Below are 25,900 nucleotides of genomic sequence, written 5' to 3'. Positions count from 1 at the left end.
GCACGGGCGTCGCGGGGGGGCAGAAAGGCGAAACACATGGGGTCTTGCGGCCGGGGGGCATGGTCGAGAGCGCGGGACTGCCGCCGCCAAAATGGACTTTCTGCAGATAAATCCTTACCTTGTTGCAACATGCCACCCTTTGGGTGAAGTCGGGAAGGATCCAAGGAAGGAGACTGGCGTGACGTTGAAACCACACGGCCATTTCGAGATGCAGCGACGGGGGCAGGTGCTGATCTGCCGTCCGAGCGGCCCCTTCAATCTGGCGGGGGCCATGGCCTATGAGGCGCAGTTCAGCCAGCAGATCGCCAGCCTGCATGCCGCGCCCTGGGGCATAGTCGAGGTGGCGACCGAGTTCGAGGCGGCCGGGCCCGAGGTGCTGGCGCGCTTTCGCCGCCAGTTTGGCTGGTGTGCCACCCACGGCTGTGCCTTTCTGGCGGTGGTGGTGACGGGCGGGTTCAAGCGCTATCTGGCGGATCGGGTCTTTCACGAGTTGCCGTTTCAGGGGATCCGCTACTTCGAGCAGACTGATGAGGCGCTGCTCTGGCTGGAACAGCAGCTGGCCGAGGTTGTCTGAACGACATCAAGGGAGTGGCGGTCGAGCGCCCTTCAGCGGATTAACTCAACGTGATAAACCACTTGTCCCGTTCGTCGAGACAGTCGGGCTCACCCATCTCGAATTCGCAGCAGATCAGCGGGCATACCTCATGGATGCTGCACATCATCGCGGGGAGTGGCGAACGAGCGCCCTTCAGCGGATTAACTCAACGTGATAAACCACTTGTCCCGTTCGTCGAGACAGTCGGGCTCACCCATCTCGAATTCGCGGCAGATCAGCGGGCGTACCTCGTAGATGCGGCACATCATGGTGTTCCGGTCGAGCGCCGCGCACCAGCCATCTTCCAGCCGGTGCATCACGGGCACCTCGCCTTCCCGCTCTTCGACATAGCGGTCCGGCACGCCGGTATCGGTAAACAGCATCACCTCGAGACGGCAGCAGCACGCCTCGCAGTTCTGGCAGCTTACTTCGGGAGTTGTCCGGGTCATGGCACCTGCCTCGCCGTCATGGGCACGGAAGAATAGGAAACAGGCGCCGGTGCGGCGCCTGTGGTCTGAACCTTAGCCCAGTTTGCGGGCACGGTAGCTGCGCCCCTTGATCTTGCCTTCCTGCAGTCGCTTGAGCGCCGCCTTGGCCGCGCCCTGTCTGACCGCGACGTAGGAGTACTGCTCGGCGATCTGGATCTTGCCGACGTCGGCCCCGGCAATGCCGCCTTCGCCGGTCAGGGCGCCCAGGATGTCGCCGGCGCGCACCTTGCTCTTGCGGCCCGCGTCGATGGAGAGGGTCACCATCTGCGGCGCGATCGGCTTGATCTCGCGGCCTATCCCGTCGAGATCGCCAAGCGGCATCGGCGCTTTCTGGTACTCCTCGATAAAGTTGACGCGCTGGGCCTCGTTGGGCTGGTAGAGGCTCAGGGCCAGGCCCTGCTGACCGGCGCGACCGGTGCGGCCGATGCGGTGCACATGCACTTCCGGGTCGTAGGTCAGCTCGTAGTTGATGACGGCGCCCAGCTCCTTGATGTCGAGCCCGCGGGCGGCCACGTCGGTGGCCACCAGTATGGTGGCGCTGCCGTTGGCGAAGCGCACCAGCACCTGATCCCGCTCGCGCTGCTCCAGATCGCCGTTCAGCGCCAGCGCCGAGAAGCCCTTGGCGGCCAGATGGTCGGCCACCTCGTTGCAGGCGCGCTTGGTGTTGCAGAACACCACGCAGGAGCCCGGCTGATAGTGGCTCAGCAGCCAGGTGAGCGCGTCCAGGCGTTGGCCGGCCGGCACTTCGTACAGCGTCTGCGCGATGGCGCTCTCTTCATGGAGCGACTCCACGCTCACCTCGACCGGGTTGCGCTGCACGCCGCGGCTCATCCGGGCGATCCCCTCCGGATAGGTGGCGGAGAAGAGCAGAGTCTGACGCTCGTGCGGGGCATAGCCTATGACCCGGTTGATGTCCTCGCCAAAGCCCATGTCCAGCATGCGATCCGCCTCGTCCAGCACCAGGGTCTGGAGGCCATCCAGATCCAGGGTGCCCTGCTCCAGGTGCTTGAGGATCCGGCCCGGGGTGCCGACGGCGATGTGGGCACCGAAGCCCAGGGTGGCCGATTGCGGGGCGGTCGGGGTGCCGCCGCACAGGGTCACCAGCTTGACGTTGGGCAGGGTGCGGGCGAGGCGGCGTATCTCGGTGGCCACCTGATCCGCCAGTTCGCGGGTCGGGCAGAGCACCAGGGCCTGTACCTCGAGCCGGTTGACGTCCAGCTTGGCCAGCAGACCCAGGCCGAAGGCGGCTGTCTTGCCGCTGCCGGTTTTCGCCTTGGCGATCAAATCTTTGCCGTCGAGTACTAGGGGCAGGCTCTGGGCCTGGATCGGGGTCATCTGCAGATAGCCCAGGCTGACGAGGTTCTCTTGCAGGGCGGGGGAGAGGGTGAGGCTGCTAAATTCGCTGTTGTTCACAAAAGGACTCTATATCGGAGAAAACGGGCTGCGCCGGGCGCAGGGGCGCACATTGTACCAGAATCCCCCGCCGGATGTGGCGCAAATTTGAGCGACAGTGCGGGTACCTGCCTTCCCGCCCCGGCAGGGGAGTCTGGGCTGCCAGCCGGGCGGGGATCATGCGAATCACAATCCCACGGTCGTGGAAATAGGTTGATGGCGCCGTCATCATTCATTGCAAATAAGATAAACGTTTGTCATTTCGCCTTGATTAAATAAACCGGCCGTAAATTTGACAGGTTGGCTGCGACGCCACTGTGTGAATTTTAAAGGGATGTAATGCTGCTGTGAAAATAGGCCTTTAAAGTGGAGTGGCTTATTATTAAGTTATTGTTTTGTAACAATTTAATTGTTCATTGAGCTACAGTTGGATTTCGGCGAAATTGTTTAATTAATTTAAAAACGTTTGTATTATCCTGCATGCATATTTTTACCGCGGATTGTGATGGCTATCAGATTTTTAAATGTGCAAATGTCTATGATGGCGCCGGTCAAAAATTACAATTCACTCAGGTGCTACAGGTATGGAATACGTTCACTTTGTGCTCGGACTCGTGATGGTCCTGGCTCTGGCGTTGCTGGCAAACCGCCGCAACTGGAAACAGATCAAGCCGCGCTACATCGGTCAACTGCTAGTGGTGGAGCTGGCGCTCGCCTGGTTCATGCTGAACTCCGAAGTGGGTCTGGCCGTCATCGGCGGGTTCGCCGCCGGTTTCACCAAGCTGATGGAGTTTGCCAAGCAGGGGACCGACTTCGTGTTCGGCGGCCTGATGAACGAGGGGGCCTTCTCCTTCTTCCTGATGGTGCTGATGCCCATCGTCTTCATCTCCGTGCTGATCGGCATCCTGCAGTACATCCGCCTGCTGCCCATCGTCATTCGCGGCATCGGCACCGTGCTGGCCAAGATCAACGGCATGGGCAAGCTGGAGTCCTTCAACGCCATCAGCTCCATGATCGTCGGCCAGTCCGAGAACTTCATCGCGCTGAAAAACGTGCTGCCGCACCTGAACGAGAAGCAGATGTACACCCTGGCGGCGACCGCCATGTCCACCGTCTCCATGTCCATCGTCGGCGCCTACATGCAGATGATCGAGCCGCGCTACGTGGTGGCGGCCCTGGTGCTCAACATGTTCAGCACCTTCATCGTGCTGTCGCTGATCAACCCCTACGAGCCGGACAATACCGTGACCGACGCCAAGGCGCTGGCCGAGGGTGACGAGCACCACACCCCGAAGCAGGAGAACTTCTTCGAGATGCTGGGCGAATACATCATGGCCGGTTTCACCGTGGCGGTCATCGTCGGTGCCATGCTGGTGGGCTTCATCGCCCTGATCGCCCTCATCAACTTCCTGTTCGAGGCGGCATTTGGGGTCAACTTCCAGCACGTCATGGGCTACATCTTCTACCCCATCGCCTGGATCCTGGGCATCCCGAGCGGTGAGGCGCTGCAGGCCGGCTCCATCATGGCGACCAAGCTGGTGACCAACGAGTTCGTGGCCATGATGGATCTCGGCAAGATCGCCGCCGAGCTCTCCCCGCGTACCGTCGGCATGCTCTCCATCTTCATGGTGTCGTTCGCCAACTTCAGCTCCATCGGCATCATCGCCGGTGCAGTGAAGGCGCTGAACGAAGAGAAGGGCAACATGGTCTCCCGCTTCGGCCTGAAGCTGGTCTACGGCTCCACCCTGGTGAGCCTGCTCTCCGCCGTCATCGCCGGTGTGATGCTCTAACTCATCCCTCCGCGCTCGCGCTGACAACCCCCTGCCTCGGCAGGGGGTTGTTTTTTGGGCGTCTGGCGGTCTCAGGCCGTCCACAAGGGGCAGGGCCTGGCCCTGTCAGACGGCGTGGGGCAGGGGTCAGAGCTTGCCCCTGACCAGCCACTTGTCCAGCGCATTGGCGAAGCGCTGCTTGTCGGCGGCGTTGAGGGGGGCGGGGCCGCCGGTCTGCACCCCGGCTGAGCGCAGTTCTTCCATGAAGTTGCGCATGCCGAGGCGCGCCTTGATGGTTTCGCGGGTGTAGATCTCGCCGCGGGGGTTGAGCGCCTCGCCCCCGGCATCGATCACCCAGGAGGCGAGGGGGATGTCGCCGGTGATCACCAGATCGCCGGGTTTGACCTGCTGGGCGATGACATGATCCGCCACATCGAACCCCTTCTCCACCTGCTGGGTCTTGATGAAGGGGGAGGGGGGTACCCGCAACCCCTGATTCGCCACTAGGGTGGTGACGACCTGGGCGCGGTGGGCGGCGCGGTAGAGGATCTCCTTGATTGGGAGCGGGCAGGCATCGGCATCAACCCAGATGGGCATGGCATGGTTTCCTGTGTCTGAGGCGAGGCGGCATCTTAGCACGGCCGGTGCGGGGCGGCTGCCCCGGGGCTGAGTCGGGCCCGGCTTTGGTGTAAGCTGGGCCGATGACCATGAGCGAGAAGGACGTGTGGATGGATCGGGTGCCCAGTGACGTGATTTATGGCCTGACCCTGGATGGCAAGGGAGGCATGCAGCCGCTGGCGGCGGGCAGCGAGATTCCGGCAGCCCAGCCCGGCTGGCTGCATCTGGATTACGGCAACCCGGAGGCCGCGCGCTGGCTGCTGCAGACCCCCTTGCTGGGGGAGGCGGCGCGCGAAGCCCTGCTCGGCCAGAGCAACAGGCCCAAGCTGGTGCGGATGGGGGAGACGGTGCTGCTGATCCTGCGGGGCATCAACCACAACAAGGATCACAGACCCGAAGAGATGGTGGCGCTGCGCATCTACATCACGCCGGATCTCATCATCAGCAGTCGCCGCCGTCCGCTGCTCTCCGAGAAGGACGTGTTCGAGCAGTTGACGCTGGGGGGAGGCGCCGACTCCCCCGCCGACTGGCTGGTGGAGATCTGCGATGCCCTGACCGACAGGGCCGGGGAGTTCGTCGAGGAGCTGCACGATCAGATCCTGGATCTGGAGGAGATGGTGCTGATGCGCGATCTGCCCCCCAATGGCCGGCTGGCACGGATCCGCAAGCAGCTCATCATGATCCGCCGCTACCTCTCCCCCCAGCGGGATCTGGTCGCGCGCCTGGCTAACGAGAAGATCAGCTGGCTGGACGAGGACGACAGGCGGCGCCTGCTCGACATCGCCGATCGCCTGCGGCGCTGGCTTGACGATCTGGATGCCGGCGTGGCGCGCACCGCCGTGCTGGCGGACGAGATCAACAACCTGATGGCGGAGGCGACCAACCGCCGCGCCTACCAGATGTCGGTGATGGCGCTGCTGTTCCTGCCCGCCAGCTTCCTGACCGGCCTGTTCGGCATCAACCTGGGGGGCATGCCGGGGGCCGAGAGCCCGACCGCCTTCTGGGTCTTCTGTGGTTCCCTGCTGGCGCTGGCGACCGGACTCGCGGTCTGGCTCAAGCACAGGCGCTGGTGGTAAGGAGTGAACATGACGACATGGGAATCTTTTGGCTGGACCCTGCTGTTGCTGCTGGGTCACACCCTGATCCGCGGCCTCATCCACAAGAGCCTGATGGCCCTTGGCCAGAGCCGGCAGGTGAGCGAGAACCGGGTGATCTATGTGGAGCACGTGTTCCATTTCCTGCTCGGCTGCGCCACCCTGCTGATCCTGGCGGGGGTCTGGGGGCTCGACTTCTCCCGGCTGGTGGTGCTCGCCTCCTCCTTCTTCGCGGTGCTCGGCGTCGCCATGGTGGCCCAGTGGTCGATCCTCTCCAACATCACCGCCAGCATCACCATCTTCTTCGCCTTCCCCTACAAGATCGGCGACCGGATCCGCATCCTGGACAAGGACGATTCCGTCACCGGCGTCATCACCGAGATCGGCCTCTTCTATGTGCGGGTGCGGGATGACAACGGCGATCTGGTCACCTACCCGGCCAACCTGATCCTGCAAAAGCCGGTCAGGCGGCTGGAGGGCAAGGAGGTTGAACCCCTGCAACCGGAATGAAGAAGGCTCCCGCGGGAGCCTTCTGCTGGTCGGGGGCTCAACGCTCGAAGAAGCGGTAGAGGTGTTCGACCTGGATGGGGCAATCGGCCACCAGATGGATGTGGTCGCGAGCCTCCTCGGTGGAGGAGAAGCTCATGGGACACCCCAGGGTATCCGTCATCACGTAGAGATGGCCGTCCTGCCCCCGAAACTCCACGATCCAGCCGGGCGCGATGATGTCGTGCATGATCTCCGCCTCCCTGAACCTGTGCTGCTGGTGAAGCGCACGCAATTCGCTGACTGTCATGACATCCTCCTGTGACTCATGGCGCCACCCTCAAGTCTAGCTCGCAGCCAAGGATGCGCCCCCTTCATCCCGCCTCCCTGGGCGGTTGCAGGGCGATCAGCAGCTCCCCTGCCAGGGGGGCGACGGGACCGGTGACGACCCTGGGCCTGCCCCTGGCATCCAGCACGAACAGGGGGATGGCGCCCGGATTGGCGTCCTGGTACTGGCCCCAGTCAAAGGCGTCGCTCAGCCTGGTGGCCCTGATCTGGCCGCCCCGGCTCAGCAGGCCGCTCAGGCGGGCGAAATTGACGTCGGGGCCGAACAGGTGCTGGCGGGCGCGGAAGGTGGCGCTCTCCCGGTTCGCCTTGCCATGCTGCTCGCTGGAGCGCAGGGAGTGGACCTTCTCCTCCCCGTACAGGTGGGCAAAATGCAGCACGCCGAGGGCGTTGTTGTGGCGGTTGGGGGAGAGGGCGAGCACCGTATTGATGCTGGTGAGGGGCAGGTGCAGCTCGGCGTGCTCCGACTGCGGGTTGCCGAAATAGCAGGGCAGACCGCTCATGCGGGCCAGCTTGCAGTGCTCCCAGGCCGGATCCGAGAGATGGACGGGGATGCCCTGATCCGCCAGCGCCCGGCCTATGGCGCGGGCCACCGAGTTGGCGCCGATCAGCAGCCAGATGTTGGGCGCGCTCTGGCGCATGCCGAGCAGCCGGGCCAGGGGGGTGGCCGTCAGGCTCTGCAACACCACGGTGAAGATGATGACGGCAAACACCAGGGGCACCAGCTTGTCGGCATCCGCGATGCCGGCCTGGTGCAGGCTGATGGCGAAGGAGGCGCTGACCGCCGCCGCCACTATGCCGCGGGGCGCTATCCAGCCGAGCAGGGCCCGCGCCCGCCAGGGCAGGTCCGACCCCCAGGTCGAGACCAGGATGCAGAGCGGGCGGGCGACGAACTGCACCACGCACAGCAGCGCCAGCACCATGGGGCCGAGCTGCCAGAGCTGGGCCAGATCGAGGCGGGCCGCCAGCAGGATGAAGAGGGAGGAGATGAGGATGACGGCAAGGTCCTCCTTGAAGGCGAGCACCTCCTCCAGATCCAGCCCCTCCTGATTGGCGAGCCAGATGCCGAACACGGTCACCGCCAGCAGGCCGGACTCGTGGCTGAGCCAGTCAGACAGGGTGAAGGTGACCAGCACCAGCGCCAGCACACCGAACTTGTGCAGGCTGACCGGCAACCAGTCCTTGCGGATCAGCAGGGTAGTGAGCCAGCCGGCGGCCGCCCCGATGAGCGACCCCACCCCCACCGTCTTGGCCAGCGCCAGCAGGGTGTGGCCGAGCACGTCGCTCTGGCTGCCGAGGCGCACCGCCTCGAACACCAGCACCGCGAACAGGGCGCCGATGGGGTCGATGACGATCCCCTCCCAGCGCAGGATCTTGTCCACCTCCCGCACCGGCCGGATCACGTTGAGCATGGGGGCGACCACGGTGGGGCCGGTGACCACCAGCACGGCGCCGAGCACCATGGCGACCCGCCAGTCCAGCCCGAGCAGGAAGTAGCTGGCGACACCGATGACGGCGAAGCTGGCCAGCATGCCCACCGAACAGAGGTTGCGCACCACCTTGCCGATCCCCTTGAGTTCGGTCAGGTGCAGGGTCAGCGCCCCTTCGAACAGGATGATGGCGACCGAGAGGGAGACCAGGGGAAACAGCAGCTCCCCCAGCAACAGATCCGGGTCGAGCGCGCCCGTGATCGGACCGAGCAGCAGGCCGCTCAGCAGCAGGAACAGGATGGCGGGGACGCGCAGCGACCAGGCGAGCCACTGGGCCAGCAGGGAGATCAAGGCGATCCCGGCGAGGGAGAGTGCAATCATGCCAACCTCGGACAGATGATGGGGTTGGACCTAGTGTAGCGGGGAGGGAGGGCAAATTGACACCCTGTGGGTGGGCCCTCAGCGGACGGTCCCGATCAGATGGGACTCTCTTTGTGGAGCTCGGTGACACAGTCGGTCACCGCCAGCACCAGGGCCGAGCGCACCATCTGATCGAGCCGGTTGAGCTGCATCTGGTAGAGGGGCCAGTCCTCCTCGTTGGCCGGCGGATCCTGCGGCATCATGCTGCCCTGATTGATGCCATGGAGGCGAGCCAGCAGATCCCGGATCGGCTTGTCGCTGAAGCGGTAATCCTTGGGATCGCGCACCAGAAAATCGCGGATCTTCAGGTAGGCCTCGAGATCCTGATAGCGCTCGAGGGAGATGAGGCCGAGGGCGAAGATGAGCTTGAGGCGCACTTCCAGCTGGCCGAGGGGGCCGCTCTGGTTGAGCAGGGGCTCGATGGCGTATTTGACGGCATACTCCTCCTGGCGAAAGGCTCGCCGCATCAGGGAGTCGACCGCCTCTTCCAGGATGGTCACGACCTCGAGAAAGAAGCCGCGGGGGCCGTCCTGCTCGTTCAGTCGCTCCAGTACATCATCTTCCTGGTGTGTGGTCATAGGTCTCTAGGGTCCGGCTGACAGGGGGAGAGTCAGGCTCTTCCCCGGTGTTATCGTATGGGGTGCCTCACTGGCCGGTCTGCGCTGACCGGCGGCGGTGAAGGCACCCCATAGGGTCACTTCAAGTTGTTGTAGCGGGCGACTATGGTGCGCACGACATCGCTGTTTTCATCCAGGCCGGTCACCCTGGCCAGGGCCCGGGCCGGGCCCAGCTCCGCGAGCAGGGACTGGAGCTCCACTGCCTGGGGATCGTCGGCATTGTGGTAGTGCAGCGCCGCCGCGATGCCCTCCTGCAGGTGATCGCTCGGCAGGCCGTACTCCAGGGTGCCGAGCAGCGGCTTCACCAGCCTGTCCCCCGCCGACAGCTTGCGCAGTGGCTGGCGGCCGACCCGGTCGATCTCGTCCACCAGATAGGGGTTGGCGAAGCGGGCCAGGATCTTCTCGATGTAGGCGGCGTGCAGGCGCGGGTCGAAACCGTAGCGCTTCACCAGCACGGCTCCGCTCTCCTCCATGGCGCGGCGCACCTTGCTGCGGATCAGCGGATCCTCGATCGCCTCGCGGATGGTGCCATAGCCCCTGAGCTTGCCGAGGTAGGCGGTGACGATGTGGCCGGTATTGAGGGTGAACAGCTTGCGCTCGACGAAGGCCATCAGGTTGTCGGTGGGCTCCATGCCCGCCACCTGGGGCAGCTCCCCCTTGAACTGGGTCTGGTCGACGATCCACTCGCTGAAACTCTCCACCGTCACTTCCAGGGGATCGTCGTTCGCCGCCGCCGGCGGGACTATGCGATCCACCGCCGAGTCGACGAAGCCGACACAGTTTTCGAGGGTGGCATGATACGCGACCGGCAGATACTTGAGTACCTCCTGCTTGAGGTGGCTGGTGCCGCGCACCATGTTCTCGCAGGCGATGACGTTGAGCGGGGTCAGGTTGCCGGCATCGAAGCGGGCCTGCAGCCCCTTGGCCAGGGTGCTGGCAATCTTGTCCAGGATGTTGGGGCCGACCGCGGTGGTCACCAGATCGGCGGTGATGATGCGGGCGATCACCTCGTGGCCGGCGGAACTGACCGCCGCCACGTTGCGCACCACGTCCAGCTTCTGATCCGTGCCCACCACGTGCACCTTGTACTCCTGGCGGTGGTTGAGCTGATCGATCAGGGTCTCGTTGACGTCGGCGAAGGTGACCTGGTGGCTGGCGTCCGCCAGCAGTTTGCCGATGAAGCCACGACCTATGTTGCCGGCACCAAAATGCAATGTTTTCATGATATTAACCTCTATAACCAAAGACGATGACGGATGATCAGGCAGCCTGTTCGGCGCCCAGCAAGTCCAGGAACTCCTGAGGATCCTGGGTACTGGCCAGGCGGTCGACGAGACCGGGTTCGTCCAGTGCATTGGTCAGGCGGGTTATGACCTGAATGTGTTCATCGTTGCGGGCGGCGATGCCGATGACCAGGCGCGCCACCTCGTCGGCGGACTCGCCGAAGGCGACCCCGGCCGGGTACTGGCAGATGACGATGCCGGTGCGCTTGACGTGCTCCTTGGCGGCTATGGTGCCGTGGGGCACGGCGATGGACTCGCCGAGGTAGGTGGAGACCAGCTTCTCCCGCTCCAGCATGGCGTCGACATAGTCCGGTGCCACGTAGCCGCGCTCGGCCAGCAACCTGCCGGCGGCCAGGATGGCGGCCTCCTTGTTGTCGGCCTTGAGGCCCAGATGCACGTCCTGCAGGCTCAGGGTGAAGACCTCGCTGGCTTGCGGCTCGTAGCTGTCGTCGTTGGCCGCCACCAGCAGCTGCGGGTTGGCCACGTCGTCGTTGGCCGCGTTGGCCAGGGTGAGGTTCTGCACCAACTCCTGATAGAGGGCATTGTCGAGGAAGTTGGAGAGGGAGATGTGACGGGCGTGCGGCGCGTGGCGACGGGCACGGTCGGTCAGATCCTTGTGGGTGATGACCAGATCCACCTGATCGTCCAGGTTGTTGATGGCACGGTTGGTGACGCTGATGTCGAGGCCGGCGGCCTGCACCCGCTTGCGCAGCATGCCGGCACCCATGGCGCTGGAACCCATGCCCGCATCGCAGGCAACGACGATGTTGCGCACCGCAGTGAGCTCGGCACCCGGCTTCTTGGCCGCGGTGGTCTCGGGCTTGGCACCCTTCATGGCCTTCATCTTGCGGGTGGCTTCACCCAGGGCATCGGCCTCGTCGGCTTCCGGCTGCTGGGCACGGACGAACACGGCGGCGACCAGGAAGGAGACGGTGGCGGCGGCGATGATGGAGAGCAGCACCCCGATCAGGGAGGCTTTCGGCGTCATCAGCAACACGGCGAAGATGGAGCCCGGCGAGGCGGGGGAGACCAGGCCTGCGTTGAACAGGGTCAGGGTGAAGACCCCGGTCATGCCGCCGGCGATCACCGCCAGGATGAGGCGCGGGTTCATCAGCACGTAGGGGAAGTAGATCTCGTGGATGCCGCCGAAGAAGTGGATGATGGAGGCTCCGGCAGCGGACTGCTTGGCGGCACCGCGACCGAACACCATGTAGGCCAGCAGCACGCCGAGGCCCGGGCCCGGGTTGGCTTCAATCAGGAAGAAGATGGAGCGGCCCTGTTCGGTGGCCTGCTGGATGCCCAGCGGCGAGAAGATGCCGTGGTTGATGGCGTTGTTCAGGAACAGGATCTTGGCCGGCTCGACGAAGATGGAGGTGAGCGGCAGCAGGCCGTGGGCGACCAGGAAGTCGACGCCGCCGGCCAGGGCACCGGAGAGCACCTTGACGAAGGGACCGATCACGAAGAAGGCGAGGATGGCGAGCAACATACCGATGATGCCGGCGGAGAAGTTGTTCACCAGCATCTCGAAGCCGCTCTTGACGCGACCCTCCATCGCCTTGTCGAAGCGCTTGATGGCCCAGCCACCGAGCGGGCCGACCATCATGGCGCCCATGAACATGGGGATGTCGGTCCCCACGATGACGCCCATGGTGGTGATGGCACCGACCACGGCACCCCGGTCACCCCCGATCAGCTTGCCGCCGGTATAGCCGATGAGCAGGGGCAGCAGGTAGGTGATCATGGGGCCGACCAGCTTGGCCAGCGTCTCGTTCGGCAGCCAGCCGGTGGGGATGAAGAGGGCGGTGATGAAGCCCCAGGCGATGAAGGCGCCTATGTTGGGCATGACCATATTGGACAGGAAGCGTCCAAAATTCTGTATCTTGACTTTGGTATCCGGTGATAACATGTCGGGACCCCGTTTTAAGCCTGTGTGATTAAGGGTGGTAGTGGGGATGGTCGGTTTTGCAGAACCCCATCCCTGTCGTCTAAGCAACTTCAATCTACCAGCTTGTAATCAAATTAGGCTGAAAACGGGGGGTATTGTGACCCGCGTCTCAAATACCCCGACCTCCCCCCTCCATACACAGTGACGTCGATCACAATCATTCGCCGTATTTCGGTTACATTTCGATCTCCTCGCCTTTTCTCTCCGATTTTTTGTGATTTGAATCCCGTTTTGTTGTTTGCGCAAACCATGTGTCAACGTGATTCTCGTCACATAATGATAATTTGTACTCGATTGAAGCATGGCTTGTGTCATCCAATTGACAAGCTGCAACGATTGATCAGGCTCCATCACCCATTATTTATCGATGAATCAGTGATTCTGTAACCCACTTTCAGTTTTCGCCGCCGGGGGATCGCCTCCGGCATGACTCCTCCTGTTTCCTTCCTCTGCGCTTCCCGACGCTTCCCGACGCTTCCCGTGGCTGCCATTCCCTTCCTGGCGGCATGGCAAAATGGGCGTTCGGCTGCGCCTTCCATCCCGGTGCGGTCCGCCTCTGCGGCGCGCCCATGAAAAAGCCCGCGGGAAGCGGGCTTTTTCGGGACAAGGCTGGCTGCGGGTTTATTCCGCCTTGGGTGCCTCGGCGGTCGGCGCCGCCTCTGCTTCGCTGGCCGGTGCCACCGGCGCCGGGCCCGGCACCAGATCCACCGCCGGCTTGGCGATGAGGGAGCGGGTCTCTTCCACTGCCTCGGTCAGCTTCACCTCGATGATCTGGCCGAGCTCGTAGACCACCTCGGTCTTGTCCAGATAGACGCGGCCGTTGTCCCAGTTGCACTCCAGCCTGTCCTTGTTGTCCAGGATATGGCGGGCGGGCATGAAGACCACGGCGCCGTTCTCCTGCAGGCGCAGCTTGAGGCCGGCGCGCATCACGTCGATGATCTCGGCGTTGAACACCTTGTCGGTGCCCGCATCGGCCTTGAGGTAGCGGACATAGAGCCAGTCGCCGATGTCGCGCTCCACCATGCGGTGCAGGCGGCGGCAGGCGGTCAGGTGCTCGGTCAGCTCCAGGCTTGGGCGTTCACCCGGGGTCTTGCCGGCGATGACGGCCTTGAGCAGGCGATGGTTGACCATGTCGCCGTATTTGCGAATGGGGGAGGTCCAGGTGGCGTAGGCGTCCAGCCCCAGGCCGTAGTGGGCACCGGGCTCGGCAGACATCAGCGCATAGCTCTGGAAGCGGCGGATCTTGCCATCCAGCCAGCGGGTGTCCAGGCCGTCGATCCAGCGGCGCAGGGCGCAGAAGCCGGAGAGGCTGGCGATCTCTTCCTTCTCGAACGGCGCCTCTGCGGTCTTCAGCAGCTCGATGGCGCCGTCCAGGGACTCCTCGTCGAAGCCGGTGTGGACGTTGAAGATGCCGTAGCCCACCTGCTTGCCGAGCACGCGGCCGGCGCAGATGTTGGCGGCGATCATCGACTCTTCCACCATGCGGTTCGCGATGCGGCGCGGCTCCACGTGGATCGCCAGCACCTCGCCGTCCTGACCCAGCTCGAAGTCGTAGTCGGGTCTGTCCGGGAACACCAGGGCGTGCTCGGTGCGCCACTTGATGCGCGCCTCCGTCATCGCCTTCATCAGGGGCAGCTGGGCCAGCACACCTGCGTCGATGGCCAGCTCCTTGCCGTGTTCGGCCCAGTCGGAGACGTCGTCATAGCTGAGACGGGCGTGGGAGACGATGCGGGCGGCGAAGAACTCGGTCTCCTCCAGCAGCAGGCCGTCCTCGGCGATGAGCAGACGGGCGCACAGGGTGTTGCGCTCCTCGCCCTCCTTCAGGGAGCAGAGCTCGTCGGAGAGGGTGCGCGGGATCATGGGCACGTTGCGCCCCGGCATGTAGACGGTGAAGGCGCGCTGGGCGGCCTCCTTGTCCAGCTCGCTGCCTTCGGCCACGTAAGCAGTCGGGTCGGCGATGGCCACCAGCAGCTCCCAGCCGTTCTCCAGCTTGGTGATGGCCAGGGCATCGTCCATGTCCTTGGTCTTGGCGCCGTCGATGGTGAAGAAGGGGACCTGGGTCAGATCGCGGCGAGGCAGCTCTTCCTCTTCGATCACCTTCCACTCCGGCAGGTCGGCCGGTTCAATCTGGGCCAGGTTGTGGCGCGCCAGCACTACCCACCAGGGCACGTTGTGATCTTCCTGGGTGGCGATGAGCTGGGTGATCTCGGCGGAGAAGTTGCCATCCACCAGGGCGTGGCGCTTGAGGGTGGCGACCACCCAGTCCCCTTCCTTGAAGGACTTCTCGTCCAGACCCTTCTTGGCGCGGGCCTTGATGGCGTCCTTGATGAGGGGGTGGTCCGGCACCACGTTGAGGCGGTCGCGGAACATCTTCACGCGGCCGACGAAGCGGGTCACCGCCTGCTCCAGCAGGGCATCGGGCTCGGCCACTTCCTTCTCTTTTTCGGTACGGATCAGGGCGCTCACCCGGTCGCCGTGCATCACCTTCTTCATGTAGGGAGGCGGCACGAAATAGCTGGTCTTCTCATCGACCTCCAGGAAGCCGAAGCCCCGATCGGAGGCGCGGATCACACCCTCTTTCTTGGGGATGTTTTCGCGGATTTGTTGCTTGAGCTGGGCCAGCAGCGGATTGTCTTGGAACATAAATGGGGAACCTGAGTGGAGACCTGATGGTTAATCGCCCAGCACTATACGTTTTTACCCCTCCAAAGCCAAGGTGAATGGCCCCCTCAGCGCGGTTGCAGTGCCCGGCGCCCCTGCTGGATCAGGCGTAGGGAGATCTGCTTGTGCAGCCCCCGTTCCAGCACCCAGCGGTGCCAGTAGAGTCGCTCTATCAGGTGGTGCTCCGGGCTGAGATCGAGCAGGCTGCCCTCGGCCAGCTGGCGGCGGATCTGCAGCTCCGGGATGAGGCAACAGGCCAGCCCCTGCTCGGCCATGGCGACGAAGGCCTCGGAGGATCGCACCGTGTGGCAGGGGTAGCCGCCGGGGGCGAGGGCAAAGTGACGGGCCATGAAGCTCACATGCATGTCGTCCCGTTGATCGAAGGCCACCGCCGGCGCCTTGGCGAGCGCCTCCGGGGTCAGGCCGCGGGGAAAGTGGCGGGCGATGAAGGCGGGGCTGGCGGTGAGCAGATAACGCATCTCGCCGAGCTCGTCGACGCAGCAGCCAGCCAGGGGCTGGGGTTGCAGGCTGACGGCGCCGAACGCCTGCCCCTCGCGCACCCGGTCCAGGGTGCGGCTCTCGTCGTCCACCAGCAGGTTCAGCTCTATGGGGTGCTGCTCCAGCAGCGGCGCCAGGGCGGGCAGGAACCAGGTGGCCAGGCTGTCGGCGTTGACGGCGATGCTGACCCGGATCGGCGCCTGGGGCTCGGCGGGGGAGAGCTCGCCTGCCAGCTCCAGCTCCAGCTGGCGCACCTGGCGGTAGTGGGCCAGCAGCTTCTGGCCGAGCGCGGTGGCCTGCAGCGGCTGGCTGCGGATGAGCAGCGGCTCGGCAAACTGCTGCTCCAGCTGCTTGATGCGCTGGGAGATGGCGGACTGGGTGAGGTGCAGGCGCTGGGCGGCCCGCTCGAAGTTCTGCTCTTCCATCACCGCATCCAGCGCCAGCAGCAGCTTGTAGTCCAACGCCTTCATCAGCATTCCTTATGAACAAGGGGATTGAGCAAGAATGCTACTGGAGCGGCGGCGGGAGGACAACCCGGCCGCGGATCGGGTGGTGGCCACCCCAGCAGGCAAGCGTCATCTATTGGTGTCTGGTAACGAGGGAACAAGTCGTTGCGAAGGATACTGGTGCAATGTGTGAGGGGGATGATGCAGTGCGTGCCGACATGGCAAAGTGTGAGCCGCCGTTGATAGCAGATGGTACGCGAATGTGGCGGCCTGGCGTTGGCGGACAAGCTGGCACGGGTGAGCGGTGCTGCAGGTAAAGGTCGCATCCATAGACAGCTTGAACGGAGAGTAAAGAAGTGTCTGCTTGTCCCGCCAAGATGAAGCAACCCGCTTGCTTGTGTGTGTCCAGAACGGGATGACGACCACTGGCCCAACGGTCTGAGGGAGACCCTGAAACATAGGCAGTCTCCGAGGCTGTGCGGCTTTAAGGCTCCCTCAGGCGCGACTCACATCATGGATGGGGCAGGGCTGCCCAGCGAAGTCGGGGTAGATTCGAGCACCCTGCCTTGTCAGTGTCATCATCAATCTGGCCGTACGGTGTTCAGAGTGACCAGAGATTTTATATGCCTCTGCCGGATCAGTTCTGGGCGAACTCGAAGGCCTTGATCACCTGCTTGACCCCGCTGACGTGGCGTGCGATCTCCACGGCCTGTTCCCCCTCCTGACGGGTCACCAGACCGATCAGGAACACCTCGCTGTTCTCTGTGACGACCTTGACCTTGGTGCTGTCGAAGTTCTTGGTCCCCAGCATGTCGGCCCGCACCTTGGAGGTGATCCAGGTGTCGTTGCTGCGCACCCCTATGCTGACCGGCTTGCCGAGACGCAGCTCGTTATAGACGTGGCGTACTCCTTCGATGCGGGCCACTATCTTGCCCGCCTCCTGCTTGTAAGCGTCAGAGGGTGTCTGGCCGACCAGCAGAACGCGGCCATTGTTGCTGTAGACGCTGATCTTGCTGGCCGCGCTCAGGGGCTTGTTGTCGGCCAGCAGATTGGCCGCCTTCAGCTCAATGGTCTGATCGTCCCACTGGGCGCCCAGGGTGCGACGATCCCCGGTCGCCTTGGCGGTACCGGCTGCACCGCCGACCACCACGGCTGCGCAGCCTTGCAGCAGCAGGGCGCCGGTCAGAAGGACAAATGCGAGAATGGGCTTCTTCATGGTTTCAGTCTTCCTGTTGCGGGAAAAGAGTCTGGTCGATGAGATCACACAGGCAGTGCAGGGTCAACAGATTCACTTCCAGAATGCGAGGGCGGCGGGCGGACGGCACGCGGATCTCCACGTCATTGGGTCCGAGCAGACCGGCGATCTCTCCCCCGTCTCCGCCACCCAGCACTATGATGGTCATGTCGCGGGAGAGGGCGGCCTCGGCGGCCTTGATCAGGCTGCGGCTGTTGCCCGTGGTGGTGATGACCACCAGGATGTCGCCGGGCTGACCCAGGGCCCGGATCTGCTTGGCATACACCTCTTCGAAACCGTGATCGGTGGCGATGGCGCTGATGGTGGCCATGTCGGGGGTCAGGGCCAGTCCGGGCAGAGAGGGGCGGGGCGTCTCATAGCAGTTGACCAGCTCGGAGATGAACAGCTGTGCCAGCGCGGAGGAGGGGCCATTGCCGCACGCCATCACCTTGTGGCCGTTGAGCAGGCAGATGGTCAGCATCTGTGCCGCCGTGTGAATGGCGTCCGGCAGCGCCTCTGCGGCGGCGATCTTGGTCTGGATGCTCTCGGTGTAATTCTCTTTGATGGGGTCTGTCATGGAGTCCTCTTAAAACGCGTTCTGGATCCAGTCCGGCTGGTCACCCTCGAACGCGATCACATCGAATCGACAGGCCTGGCCGGCCTCGTTGATGGCATGTTGCTTGAAATAGTGGCGTGCGGCCAGCACGATCTTGTGCTGCTTGCGCCGGGTGACCGAGCTGGCGGCTCCGCCATGGCTGGCTTGAGCGCGATATCTGACCTCGACGAACACCAGGGTCTCCCCCTGGCGCATGACGAGGTCGATTTCACCACCGCGGCAGCGGTAGTTGCGGGTCACGGGTTGCAGGCCACGGGCCTGCAACCAGCGTTCCGCTACTTGCTCAAAGTGCTGTCCCTTGTTCGTCGCCGCCGATGGCAACAGGTTCAACCACTGCTGGTGCAGTTGTGCCAGTAGCCTCTTCATGGGTCGCGTCCTCCAGCTGGGGCACCGCGCTGTCGCTGACCAGCTGGCCATTCTGGTAGGTGGCCCAGTCCAGCATGCGCACTATGTTGCCCTGAGGATCCACGCTCAGCTGACCGCTCATGCCAGGTTGCTGCATGGCGTTCAGCTTGCGCATCTGCTGCAGGTTGCCAGCCAGGCCGACGGCATCGTAGCCGAGGGCGAACAGGCGCAGCAGGTCCCCCTGGGTTTGCGGCCAGAGCAGGGCAATCTGTTCACGTTGCTTCTCATAGCCGCCCAGCAACAGCGGCATCTCGGAGATGTGCATGCCGTTGAGCTCGGAGGCGACCTCGGTCGCGCCGCTGTCATAGCCGCGCGCGCTGCTGTAGATGGGCAGGCTGCCCATGGGATTGACCGAGATGTCCACATAGGGCTTGATCATCCGGGTTTCCAGGCTGTTGGCCACCACGTAGACGGCGTCTATGCTGCGCGGCGTCGCATCGGACAGCTGGACTATCTCCCCGGCACGGGCGGTGGAACGGCCGCTCAGGGCGTTCTTGACCATGCCCTGCACCTCGTTGCGCGCGCCGAAGGTGGCAACCACGGGTTTCTCCTGGCTGACGCCGGCCCAGGCCTGCTCGAACGCCTTGATACTGCTGTAGCCGATCCGGCCTTGTGCGGCGATCAACAGCGGCTTGCGATAGCCCTGCCCATAGAGATACTGCGCGGCCTGGCTCGCATCGGCGGCGGCGGAGAGGGAGAAATAGAAGGTGTTGTCGTTGACGATGGGCTTGTCCAGCTCGTTCAGCGCCAGCACGGGCACGGTCGGGTTGGACTTGAGCAGATCCTCGACCTGATCCTTGAGCAGCGGGCCTATGATCATGTTGGCCCCTTCCTGGATCGCCTGCTTGTAGAGATCCCCCATCGCCTTGCCCTGGGTGTCGTAGAAGTTCAGGGTGAACTGCCCCTGATTCTCCTTGTAGGACATCAGCATGCCGTTGCGGATGGCGGCGCCCTGGGCTTCCAGATTGCCGGAGAGGGGCAGGAAGACGGCGACCTGCTGCAGGGGGCCTGCATCCGTGGTGGCGAGATCACCCAGGCCGGCCGGCATGTCGCTCTGGGCCGGATGGTTCGGGAAGGCTTGCTTCCAGCCGGCGAGCTGGCGGGCAAGCTGGCTCGGCTGGGCGCCGAATTCGTTCACCAGGGCGGCCAGTCGCAGCCAGCCGGTGGTGACGTCGGGGGCAGGCGCCTCTTCCAGAGCCTGCAGGGTGGAGGGAGTCATGCTCTTGAGCAGGGACCAGATCTGCTGATGGTTGGTGGCCAGTTCATTCTTGGCCAGGTAGGGCTCCAGCAGGATCAGCGACTTGGCGGCACCGAACTTGTTGTTGATGTCCAGTTGCAGCACCACGCGCTGGCGGTACCAGTCCTTCTGGGTATCGGCATCCAGCGCCACCTCGGGTTTGCCCTCCAGCAGGATCAGCGCCTGGTTGGCGTTGCCCTGGGCGAGCAGCAGGTGCGCCTGCAGCAGCTGCAGTTGCGCCTGCTGCTCCGGGCTCTGGGCCTGCTTCTGCAACTGCTGGTACAGGGCGGCAGCCGGCTTGGCCTGGCCGAGGGCCAGGTAGCTGCGCGCAGCCATCACCTGCCAGACGAAGGCTTCCGCCGGCTTGGCGGGATCCACCTGCTCCAGATACCACTGGGCATTCTTGGTCAGATCCGAGAAGGCCGACGGCATGCCGGGCTGTCCGGAAGGTTGATTGGGCTCCGACGCACAGGCGGCAAGCAGGACTGCCGCGAGTAGGATGCCGAAGAGTCGTGATACACTTAGCTGCTTTGTAACCCGGTTCAAGTTCATTCCCCGACCAGTGTTGAAATTCTCCATAGTGTAAACGGGCCAATATGGCGACACAATTGTCGGGACGCTCGGAGATCCCATGAGTGACATCCCAACCCTGTATATAGTCCCCACCCCCATCGGCAATCTGGCGGATATCACCCAGCGAGCATTGGACACTCTGCGCCGCGTCGATCTGGTGGCCGCCGAGGATACCCGGCATACCGGCATCCTGCTCGGCCACTACCAGATCTCGGTGCCGACCTTCGCCCTGCACGATCACAACGAGCAGCAGAAGGCGGACGTGCTGATCGGCCGGATCAAGGAGGGCAAGAGCGTGGCCCTGGTCTCCGATGCGGGCACGCCCCTCATCAGCGACCCCGGTTATCATCTGGTCACCCGTTGTCGCGAGGCCGGGGTCAAGGTGGTGCCGCTGCCCGGCCCCTGCGCCGCCATCACGGCGCTCTCGGCGGCCGGCCTGCCCACCGACCGCTTCGCCTTCGAGGGTTTTCTGCCCGCCAAGGCCAAGGGGCGCGACGATCGCCTGCAGGCGGTGATCGAGGACACCCGCTCCCTGGTGTTCTACGAATCCCCGCGCCGGGTGCAGGAGACGGTGGAGGCCATAGCCCGTATCCTGGGGGAGCGCCAGGTGGTGGTGTGCCGCGAGCTGACCAAGACCTTCGAGTCCATTCACGGGCTGCCCGCCTCCGAGATGCTGGCCTGGCTCGGGGAAGACGAGAACCGCTGCCGCGGCGAGATCGTGCTGGTGGTGGCGGGGGCCAGAAAGGAAGAAGAGGAGCTGCCGGCGGAGGCGATCCGCACCCTGGGGCTGCTGGTGGCCGAGCTGCCGCTCAAGAAGGCGGCGGCCCTCACCGCCGAGATCCACGGGGTGAAGAAGAATGCCCTCTACAAGTACGGTCTCGAGCATCATTAATTGCCGTAATCGGGAATTGCCGGTTTACCCCGTCCGCTTCACGAGGCTATAATCCGCGCCTCGGAGTTGGCTGGGCAATCGCTGCTTCGTCGTTGTGTCCCTCGGGACAGACGGGCGGAGGGGAGGAAAGTCCGGGCTTCACAGGGCAGGGTGCCAGGTAACGCCTGGGGGGCGCGAGCCTACGACCAGTGCAACAGAGAGCAGACCGCCGATGGCCCGCAAGGGATCAGGTAAGGGTGAAAGGGTGCGGTAAGAGCGCACCGCGCGACTGGCAACAGTTCGTGGCACGGTAAACTCCACCCGAAGCAAGACCAAATAGGCCCCTATTGGCGCGGCCCGCGTTGGGGGCGGGTAGGTTGCTTGAGCCAGCGAGCGATTGCTGGCCTAGAGGAATGATTGCTACCCGGGGCAACCCGGTACAGAACCCGGCTTACAGGCCGACTCCGACCTACTTCAGGTAAGCGATTACCTAAAAATCCCGGCACCCCTGGTGCCGGGATTTTTATTTTCCGGCTTGCCATGCCCCCGCGTGGCGCCTTTTGGGGTTTTGTAATAAAGTTCTCGCCCGTTTCGGTCGCTCTGTATCGGCTGGACTATTGGTATCGATCGCGCGGCCGGCCTGATGAGAGTCGCCATATGGCAGCAGGACGAGATGAAAATGGCAAAGGTGGATTTGTAATGTCATCAAGCGGCGTAATGCTCACACCTTCCCGGTTGCTCTGTGCCGAGCGTGGCAGAGCCCTTCCTCAATATGACTTGCTGGGGGTTGAACGCGCCAATCAGGCGCGCCTCAAGCAGCTCAACGCCCAGCTAGGCTCTTTTTCCCAGCAGGTATCGGGCTGCATGGCCCAGTTGTTCAATGCGGCGGACTGCGACCTGGCTTACCGGGATTTTTCCTCCGCGCTCCCGCAGGAAGGGGACGAGCCGCTGATCTGGGTCGAGGCCCGCACCCCGCTGGATGCCCAGCGCGTTGCCTACTTCTCCATTGCTCCCGCCGTCATCTATCGGCTCGCCGTGCTGTTTTTCGGGGGCTCTCTGCAACACGAGGGAAACCCGGTCATCCATGGCAGGGGATTGACCGACACCGAGCAGCGGTTGCTGCTGCGGCTCTGCCAGTATCAGGTGGAGATCTGGTCCGCCTGCCAGGGCCAGGGAGACCTCGCCTGGCAGCTCACCCTGACTACCCGGGATGCGGTGCCGGCGAGCCGGCTCTGGGTGGCGCAGGCCGGCATGCTGGCAGGGGGCAGTCAGCATGACTGGCAGTTCTGGCTGGCTCCCCCCGAGGAGGCCCTCAGCATCGGCGGTCAGACCGTGCAGCAGGCACAGCTGGAGCAGGCCCTGGTCCAGGTGCCGGTGCGGCTGCGGGTGGTCATGGGCCAGATGTCCATGACCCTGGCCGATCTGGAGTGCCTCAAGGTGGGAGACGTGCTCTCGCTGGATTTACCCGAGGTGGTGCCGGCCCTGATCGGCCACCGCCCCTGTTTCAATGGACGCATTGCCGAGCATAAAGGCAGCCTGGTGTATCAGGTCGCAACGGTGGTAGAGGAGTAGTCGAATCGTGAACGAGCACAACATGAATGACCCGCTGGATCTGGATGGCCTGGATCAGCTGTTTGGGGACGACATCAGCATGCCGAGTGCGGCCGACTACATGGCGCCCACCAGCAGCACCAAGCAGCGGGATCTCTCCTTCTTTCACCATATCCCGGTCAAGGTGACCCTGGAAGTGGCCAGCACCGAGGTGGCCCTGGGCGAACTGATGAAGGTGGAAGAGGGGGCCGTCATCGAGCTGGACAAGCTGGCCGGCGAGCCGCTGGATGTGCGGGTCAATGGCCGTCTGCTGGCCAGGGGTGAAGTGGTGGTGGTGAATGGCAAGTACGGCCTGCGTCTGGTGGACGTGGTCGACACCAAGCTGCTGGGCGGCATGAACGACTGATGCGGTATCTGCCGGTAGCCCTGCTGCTGTTCGCGTTGCCGAGCTGGGGCGCGGACATGACGTTGTTCTCGGTCTCCCCAAGCGAGACCGGGGGCGAGGATTACAGCATCAAGCTGCAGATCCTCTTCTTCATGACCCTGCTGGGTCTGTTGCCGACCCTGCTGCTGATGATGACCAGCTTCACCCGCATCATCATAGTGCTGGCCATACTGCGCCAGGCCCTGGGGTTGCAGCAGAGCCCCCCCAACCGGGTGCTGATCGGCATCAGCCTGATCCTGACCCTGGTGATCATGAGGCCGGTCTGGACCGAGATGTACCAGCACGCCTTCGTGCCTTACGACCAGAACGAGATCACCCTGACGGAGGGGTTGACCCGGGCCGAGAAACCGCTGCGCCAGTTCATGCTGGCCCAGACCCGGGAGCCGGATCTGGAGCAGATGCTGCGCATCTCAGGGGAGCCGACCACCCTCAGCAAGGCCGAGGTCCCGTTCGGTGTCTTGCTGCCGGCCTTCGTGCTGAGCGAGCTGAACACCGCCTTCCAGATAGGCTTCATGCTGTTCATCCCCTTCCTGGTCATCGATTTGGTGGTCGCCAGCGTGCTGATGGCCATGGGGATGATGATGCTCTCGCCCCTCATCATCTCGTTGCCGTTCAAGCTGATGGTGTTCGTGCTGGTGGACGGCTGGTCCATGACGGTCGGGACCCTGGCCGCCAGTTTCGGTGGCGGAGGCTGACGTGACGCCCGAGCAGAGTGTGGCCCTGGTGGGGGGCGCCGTGAATCTGGTGGTCATCATGGTGTCCGTGCTGATCGTGCCCGGCCTCATCGTCGGGCTGGTGGTCAGCATCTTCCAGGCGGCGACCCAGATCCAGGAGCAGACCCTGAGCTTCCTGCCCCGCTTCATCGTGACCCTGCTGACGCTCATCTTCACGGGCAACTGGCTGCTGTCGCAGATCACCACCCTGTTCGCCGACCTGTTCCAGAAGATCCCCGGGCTCATCGGATGAACTCCCTGCTGTCGTTCAGTGCGGCCGAGCTGACCGCCTGGCTGGGACAGTGGTGGTGGCCCTTCATTCGCATCGCGGCCGCCTTCTGGGTGATGCCTGTCTTCGGTGACGGCCGGGTGCCGGCACAGGTGCGCATTTTTCTGGCCTTCATCATCAGCCTGCTGATCGCCCCCATGTTGAAGGGGATGCCAGTGCTGGATCCCCTCAGCGTCGGCATGATGGTGCTGACCCTGGAGCAGTTGCTGTTCGGCCTGCTGTTCGGGCTCTGCATCCAGATGCTGTTCATGGTGATGACCATGGCGGGCCAGATCCTCTCCATGCAGATGGGGTTGGCGATGGCGGTGATGAACGACCCCTCCAACGGGGACACGGCCCCCATCGTCAGCCAGATCATGCTGATCTTCTGCTCCCTGCTGTTCCTCGGCCTCAACGGTCATCTGGTGACCCTGGACGTGCTGGTGCAGAGCCTGCGCGCCTGGCCACCGGGTACCTCGCTCTATGCCCTTGACCTGAAAGGGGTCATCGGGCTCTTTGGCTGGAGCATAGGGGCGGCCCTCATCCTGACCCTGCCCGCCGTGGTCGCCATGCTGATGGTCAACCTCACCTTCGGGGTGCTGAACCGCACGGCCCCCTCCCTGAACATCTTCTCCCTGGGCTTCCCCATGACCCTGCTGCTGGGGCTGCTCACCATGGCCATCTCCATCAGCGGGGTACCGGCCCGCTATCTGGATCTGGTCGGCCACGTGCTGGCCCAGCTCAGGGCGCTGACGCCCCCATGAGCCAGCACAGCGCCCAGGACAAAACCGAAGAGGCCTCTTCCCAGAAACGGCGCAAGGCGAGGGAAGAGGGCCAGATAGCGCGTTCCAGGGAGCTGAGCTCCGCCGGCCTGCTGCTCATCGGCGGCCTGGCCATGCAGTGGATGGTGCCAAGTTTCGGCCTCTTCTTCGCCGAGCTGATGAAGCAGCCCCAGCGCTTCAACTGGCAGGGGGCGCGGGATCCCCAGATGATGATCCAGTGGACCGCCGATGCCTTGGTCGGCATGTTGTGGGTGCTGCTGCCGCTGTTCGGCCTGCTCGCCCTGCTGCTGGTCCTGCTCGGCGCCGTCCCCGGCGGCATGGTGCTGGTCTGGAAGAAGCTGATGCCAAGCGGGGAGAAGCTCAACCCGCTCAAGGGGCTCAAGCGGATGTTCTCGACCCACAGCCTGATGGAGTTGCTGAAGTCTCTGCTCAAGGTGCTGTTGATCGGCGGCACCCTGGCCCTGATGCTCCAGCACCAGTGGCCCACCCTGATGATGATGAACCGCATGCCGCCCCAGGCGGCCATGGAGCAGGCGCTACGCATCCTCTCCCAGGCATTTATCTTGCTAGGCAGTGTGCAGATGCTGATCGCCGTGCTGGATGTGCCCTATCAGCGCTGGTCTCTGAACAAGCAGTTGAAGATGACCAAGCAGGAGGTCAAGGACGAGCACAAGAACACCGAGGGCCGCCCGGAGATCAAGGCCAGGATCCGGCAGGTGCAGGGCATGCTGGCGCGGGCCCGCATCGAGCAGCGGGTGCCGCAGGCCGACGTCATCATAGTGAACCCGACCCATTACGCGGTGGCCATCAAGTACGATCCCGAGCGGGCCAACGCCCCCTATGTGATCGCCAAGGGGGTGGACGGCATGGCGGAGCGGATCCGCGAGGTGGCCAGGCAGCACGACAAGATGGTGATGAGCCTGCCCGAGCTGACCCGGGCCATCTATTACTCCACCCGGGTGGATCAGGAAGTGCCGGCGGGTCTCTACACCGCGGTCGCCTTTGTATTGAACCATGTATTGCAGCTACGGGCCTATGAGGCTGGCAAGGGCAGGAAACCCAACCCCCTTGCTCCCTTGCACGTGCCGCCCGAGTTACGTCAACCTGAGAGGTAAGTT

The 25,900-nt window shown here is 63.8% G+C and carries 25 protein-coding genes, 1 other RNA gene and 1 pseudogene; 12 read left to right on the top strand and 15 right to left on the bottom strand.

The window, feature by feature from the left end; all coding sequences use genetic code 11:
- Positions 1-178: 178 nt before the first annotated feature.
- Positions 179-574: a hypothetical protein gene (locus I6L39_RS04390; RefSeq protein WP_216991135.1), complete on the top strand. Its 396-nt coding sequence runs from the start codon at positions 179-181 to the stop codon at positions 572-574.
- Positions 575-614: 40 nt separating this feature from the next.
- Here the strand turns inward: I6L39_RS04390 and I6L39_RS20230 are convergent.
- The 3 genes and pseudogenes from I6L39_RS20230 to dbpA form a co-directional block, all read right to left on the bottom strand.
- Positions 615-722: pseudogene (locus I6L39_RS20230) on the bottom strand (YkgJ family cysteine cluster protein); the annotation flags it as partial.
- 34 nt (positions 723-756) lie between these two features.
- Positions 757-1,044 carry a YkgJ family cysteine cluster protein gene (locus I6L39_RS04385; RefSeq protein ID WP_042077573.1) on the bottom strand — a complete coding sequence of 96 codons (288 nt, stop codon included), beginning with the start codon at positions 1,042-1,044 and terminating at the stop codon, positions 757-759.
- 72 nt (positions 1,045-1,116) lie between these two features.
- Complete coding sequence (gene dbpA, locus I6L39_RS04380; RefSeq protein ID WP_216991134.1) at positions 1,117-2,496, bottom strand: ATP-dependent RNA helicase DbpA; 1,380 nt, start codon at positions 2,494-2,496, stop codon at positions 1,117-1,119.
- A gap of 563 nt (positions 2,497-3,059) precedes the next feature.
- Between dbpA and I6L39_RS04375 the strand changes: the two genes are divergently transcribed.
- Entirely contained in the window at positions 3,060-4,265 is a 1,206-nt protein-coding gene (locus tag I6L39_RS04375) for a NupC/NupG family nucleoside CNT transporter (RefSeq protein WP_209793710.1), read from the top strand.
- 126 nt (positions 4,266-4,391) lie between these two features.
- Here the strand turns inward: I6L39_RS04375 and I6L39_RS04370 are convergent, their stop codons facing one another.
- Complete coding sequence (locus tag I6L39_RS04370) at positions 4,392-4,841, bottom strand: YaiI/YqxD family protein (protein WP_042077576.1); 450 nt, start codon at positions 4,839-4,841, stop codon at positions 4,392-4,394.
- A 104-nt stretch (positions 4,842-4,945) separates the two neighbouring features.
- Between I6L39_RS04370 and zntB the strand changes: the two genes are divergently transcribed.
- Positions 4,946-5,938 carry a zinc transporter ZntB gene (gene zntB / locus I6L39_RS04365; RefSeq protein ID WP_042077577.1) on the top strand — a complete coding sequence of 331 codons (993 nt, stop codon included), beginning with the start codon at positions 4,946-4,948 and terminating at the stop codon, positions 5,936-5,938.
- Positions 5,939-5,947: 9 nt separating this feature from the next.
- Positions 5,948-6,466: a mechanosensitive ion channel domain-containing protein gene (locus I6L39_RS04360; protein ID WP_042077578.1), complete on the top strand. Its 519-nt coding sequence runs from the start codon at positions 5,948-5,950 to the stop codon at positions 6,464-6,466.
- Positions 6,467-6,503: 37 nt separating this feature from the next.
- Here I6L39_RS04360 and I6L39_RS04355 read toward each other — a convergent pair whose 3' ends face one another.
- The 11 genes from I6L39_RS04355 to I6L39_RS04305 all read right to left on the bottom strand — a co-directional run bounded on the left by I6L39_RS04355 (position 6,504) and on the right by I6L39_RS04305 (position 20,011).
- Positions 6,504-6,752, bottom strand: a complete 249-nt coding sequence (locus I6L39_RS04355) for a hypothetical protein (RefSeq protein ID WP_042077579.1) — start codon at positions 6,750-6,752, stop codon at positions 6,504-6,506.
- Positions 6,753-6,816: 64 nt separating this feature from the next.
- Positions 6,817-8,598 (bottom strand): sodium:proton antiporter, encoded by a 1,782-nt coding sequence (locus tag I6L39_RS04350; protein WP_216991133.1) that lies wholly within the window; start codon positions 8,596-8,598, stop codon positions 6,817-6,819.
- 95 nt (positions 8,599-8,693) lie between these two features.
- The gene (locus tag I6L39_RS04345; protein ID WP_042077582.1) at positions 8,694-9,215 is read right to left on the bottom strand and encodes an MltR family transcriptional regulator; all 522 of its coding nucleotides are present in this window, start codon (positions 9,213-9,215) and stop codon (positions 8,694-8,696) included.
- A 116-nt stretch (positions 9,216-9,331) separates the two neighbouring features.
- Positions 9,332-10,477: a mannitol-1-phosphate 5-dehydrogenase gene (locus I6L39_RS04340; RefSeq protein ID WP_182935173.1), complete on the bottom strand. Its 1,146-nt coding sequence runs from the start codon at positions 10,475-10,477 to the stop codon at positions 9,332-9,334.
- Positions 10,478-10,514: 37 nt separating this feature from the next.
- Positions 10,515-12,443, bottom strand: coding sequence for a PTS mannitol transporter subunit IICBA (locus tag I6L39_RS04335; protein ID WP_209793707.1), 1,929 nt, complete (start codon positions 12,441-12,443; stop codon positions 10,515-10,517).
- 660 nt (positions 12,444-13,103) lie between these two features.
- Positions 13,104-15,125: an exoribonuclease II gene (locus I6L39_RS04330; protein ID WP_216991132.1), complete on the bottom strand. Its 2,022-nt coding sequence runs from the start codon at positions 15,123-15,125 to the stop codon at positions 13,104-13,106.
- Positions 15,126-15,211: 86 nt separating this feature from the next.
- Complete coding sequence (locus I6L39_RS04325; protein WP_216991131.1) at positions 15,212-16,111, bottom strand: LysR family transcriptional regulator ArgP; 900 nt, start codon at positions 16,109-16,111, stop codon at positions 15,212-15,214.
- A 613-nt stretch (positions 16,112-16,724) separates the two neighbouring features.
- Positions 16,725-17,303, bottom strand: a complete 579-nt coding sequence (dolP, locus tag I6L39_RS04320) for a division/outer membrane stress-associated lipid-binding lipoprotein (protein WP_216991130.1) — start codon at positions 17,301-17,303, stop codon at positions 16,725-16,727.
- 4 nt (positions 17,304-17,307) lie between these two features.
- Entirely contained in the window at positions 17,308-17,898 is a 591-nt protein-coding gene (locus I6L39_RS04315) for an SIS domain-containing protein (RefSeq protein ID WP_010675848.1), read from the bottom strand.
- 9 nt (positions 17,899-17,907) lie between these two features.
- Positions 17,908-18,303: a YraN family protein gene (locus I6L39_RS04310; RefSeq protein ID WP_216991129.1), complete on the bottom strand. Its 396-nt coding sequence runs from the start codon at positions 18,301-18,303 to the stop codon at positions 17,908-17,910.
- A complete protein-coding gene (locus I6L39_RS04305; protein WP_254203732.1) occupies positions 18,221-20,011 on the bottom strand; it encodes a penicillin-binding protein activator in 1,791 nt (596 codons plus the stop codon). Before I6L39_RS04305 ends, I6L39_RS04310 begins: the two co-directional genes overlap by 83 nt.
- A gap of 199 nt (positions 20,012-20,210) precedes the next feature.
- Between I6L39_RS04305 and rsmI the strand changes: the two genes are divergently transcribed.
- The 8 genes from rsmI (at position 20,211) to flhB (ending at position 25,897) form a co-directional block, all read left to right on the top strand.
- Positions 20,211-21,044, top strand: coding sequence for a 16S rRNA (cytidine(1402)-2'-O)-methyltransferase (gene rsmI, locus I6L39_RS04300; protein ID WP_042077594.1), 834 nt, complete (start codon positions 20,211-20,213; stop codon positions 21,042-21,044).
- A 62-nt stretch (positions 21,045-21,106) separates the two neighbouring features.
- Positions 21,107-21,493: RNase P RNA component class A (rnpB, locus tag I6L39_RS04295), an RNA gene on the top strand.
- Between the two features lie 229 nt (positions 21,494-21,722).
- Positions 21,723-22,595: a lateral flagellar motor switch protein LfiM gene (gene lfiM, locus I6L39_RS04290; RefSeq protein ID WP_216991127.1), complete on the top strand. Its 873-nt coding sequence runs from the start codon at positions 21,723-21,725 to the stop codon at positions 22,593-22,595.
- A gap of 7 nt (positions 22,596-22,602) precedes the next feature.
- Positions 22,603-22,980, top strand: a complete 378-nt coding sequence (gene lfiN / locus I6L39_RS04285) for a lateral flagellar motor switch protein LfiN (RefSeq protein ID WP_041211834.1) — start codon at positions 22,603-22,605, stop codon at positions 22,978-22,980.
- Positions 22,980-23,714 carry a flagellar type III secretion system pore protein FliP gene (gene fliP, locus I6L39_RS04280; protein WP_216991126.1) on the top strand — a complete coding sequence of 245 codons (735 nt, stop codon included), beginning with the start codon at positions 22,980-22,982 and terminating at the stop codon, positions 23,712-23,714. Before lfiN ends, fliP begins: the two co-directional genes overlap by 1 nt.
- Before the next feature lies 1 nt (position 23,715).
- Entirely contained in the window at positions 23,716-23,985 is a 270-nt protein-coding gene (gene fliQ / locus I6L39_RS04275) for a flagellar biosynthesis protein FliQ (RefSeq protein WP_041211832.1), read from the top strand.
- On the top strand, positions 23,982-24,764 hold the full coding sequence (gene lfiR / locus I6L39_RS04270; RefSeq protein ID WP_216991125.1) for a lateral flagellar biosynthetic protein LfiR: 783 nt from the start codon (positions 23,982-23,984) through the stop codon (positions 24,762-24,764). The genes fliQ and lfiR overlap by 4 nt, the downstream gene beginning before the upstream one ends.
- Positions 24,761-25,897 carry a flagellar biosynthesis protein FlhB gene (gene flhB, locus I6L39_RS04265; protein ID WP_216991124.1) on the top strand — a complete coding sequence of 379 codons (1,137 nt, stop codon included), beginning with the start codon at positions 24,761-24,763 and terminating at the stop codon, positions 25,895-25,897. Before lfiR ends, flhB begins: the two co-directional genes overlap by 4 nt.
- Positions 25,898-25,900 lie beyond the last annotated feature (3 nt).

Source organism: Aeromonas sp. FDAARGOS 1409 (assembly GCF_019048705.1).
GTDB classification, from domain to species: Bacteria; Pseudomonadota; Gammaproteobacteria; order Enterobacterales; family Aeromonadaceae; genus Aeromonas; species Aeromonas sanarellii.
This window is presented reverse-complemented; position numbering and strand designations above follow the sequence as displayed.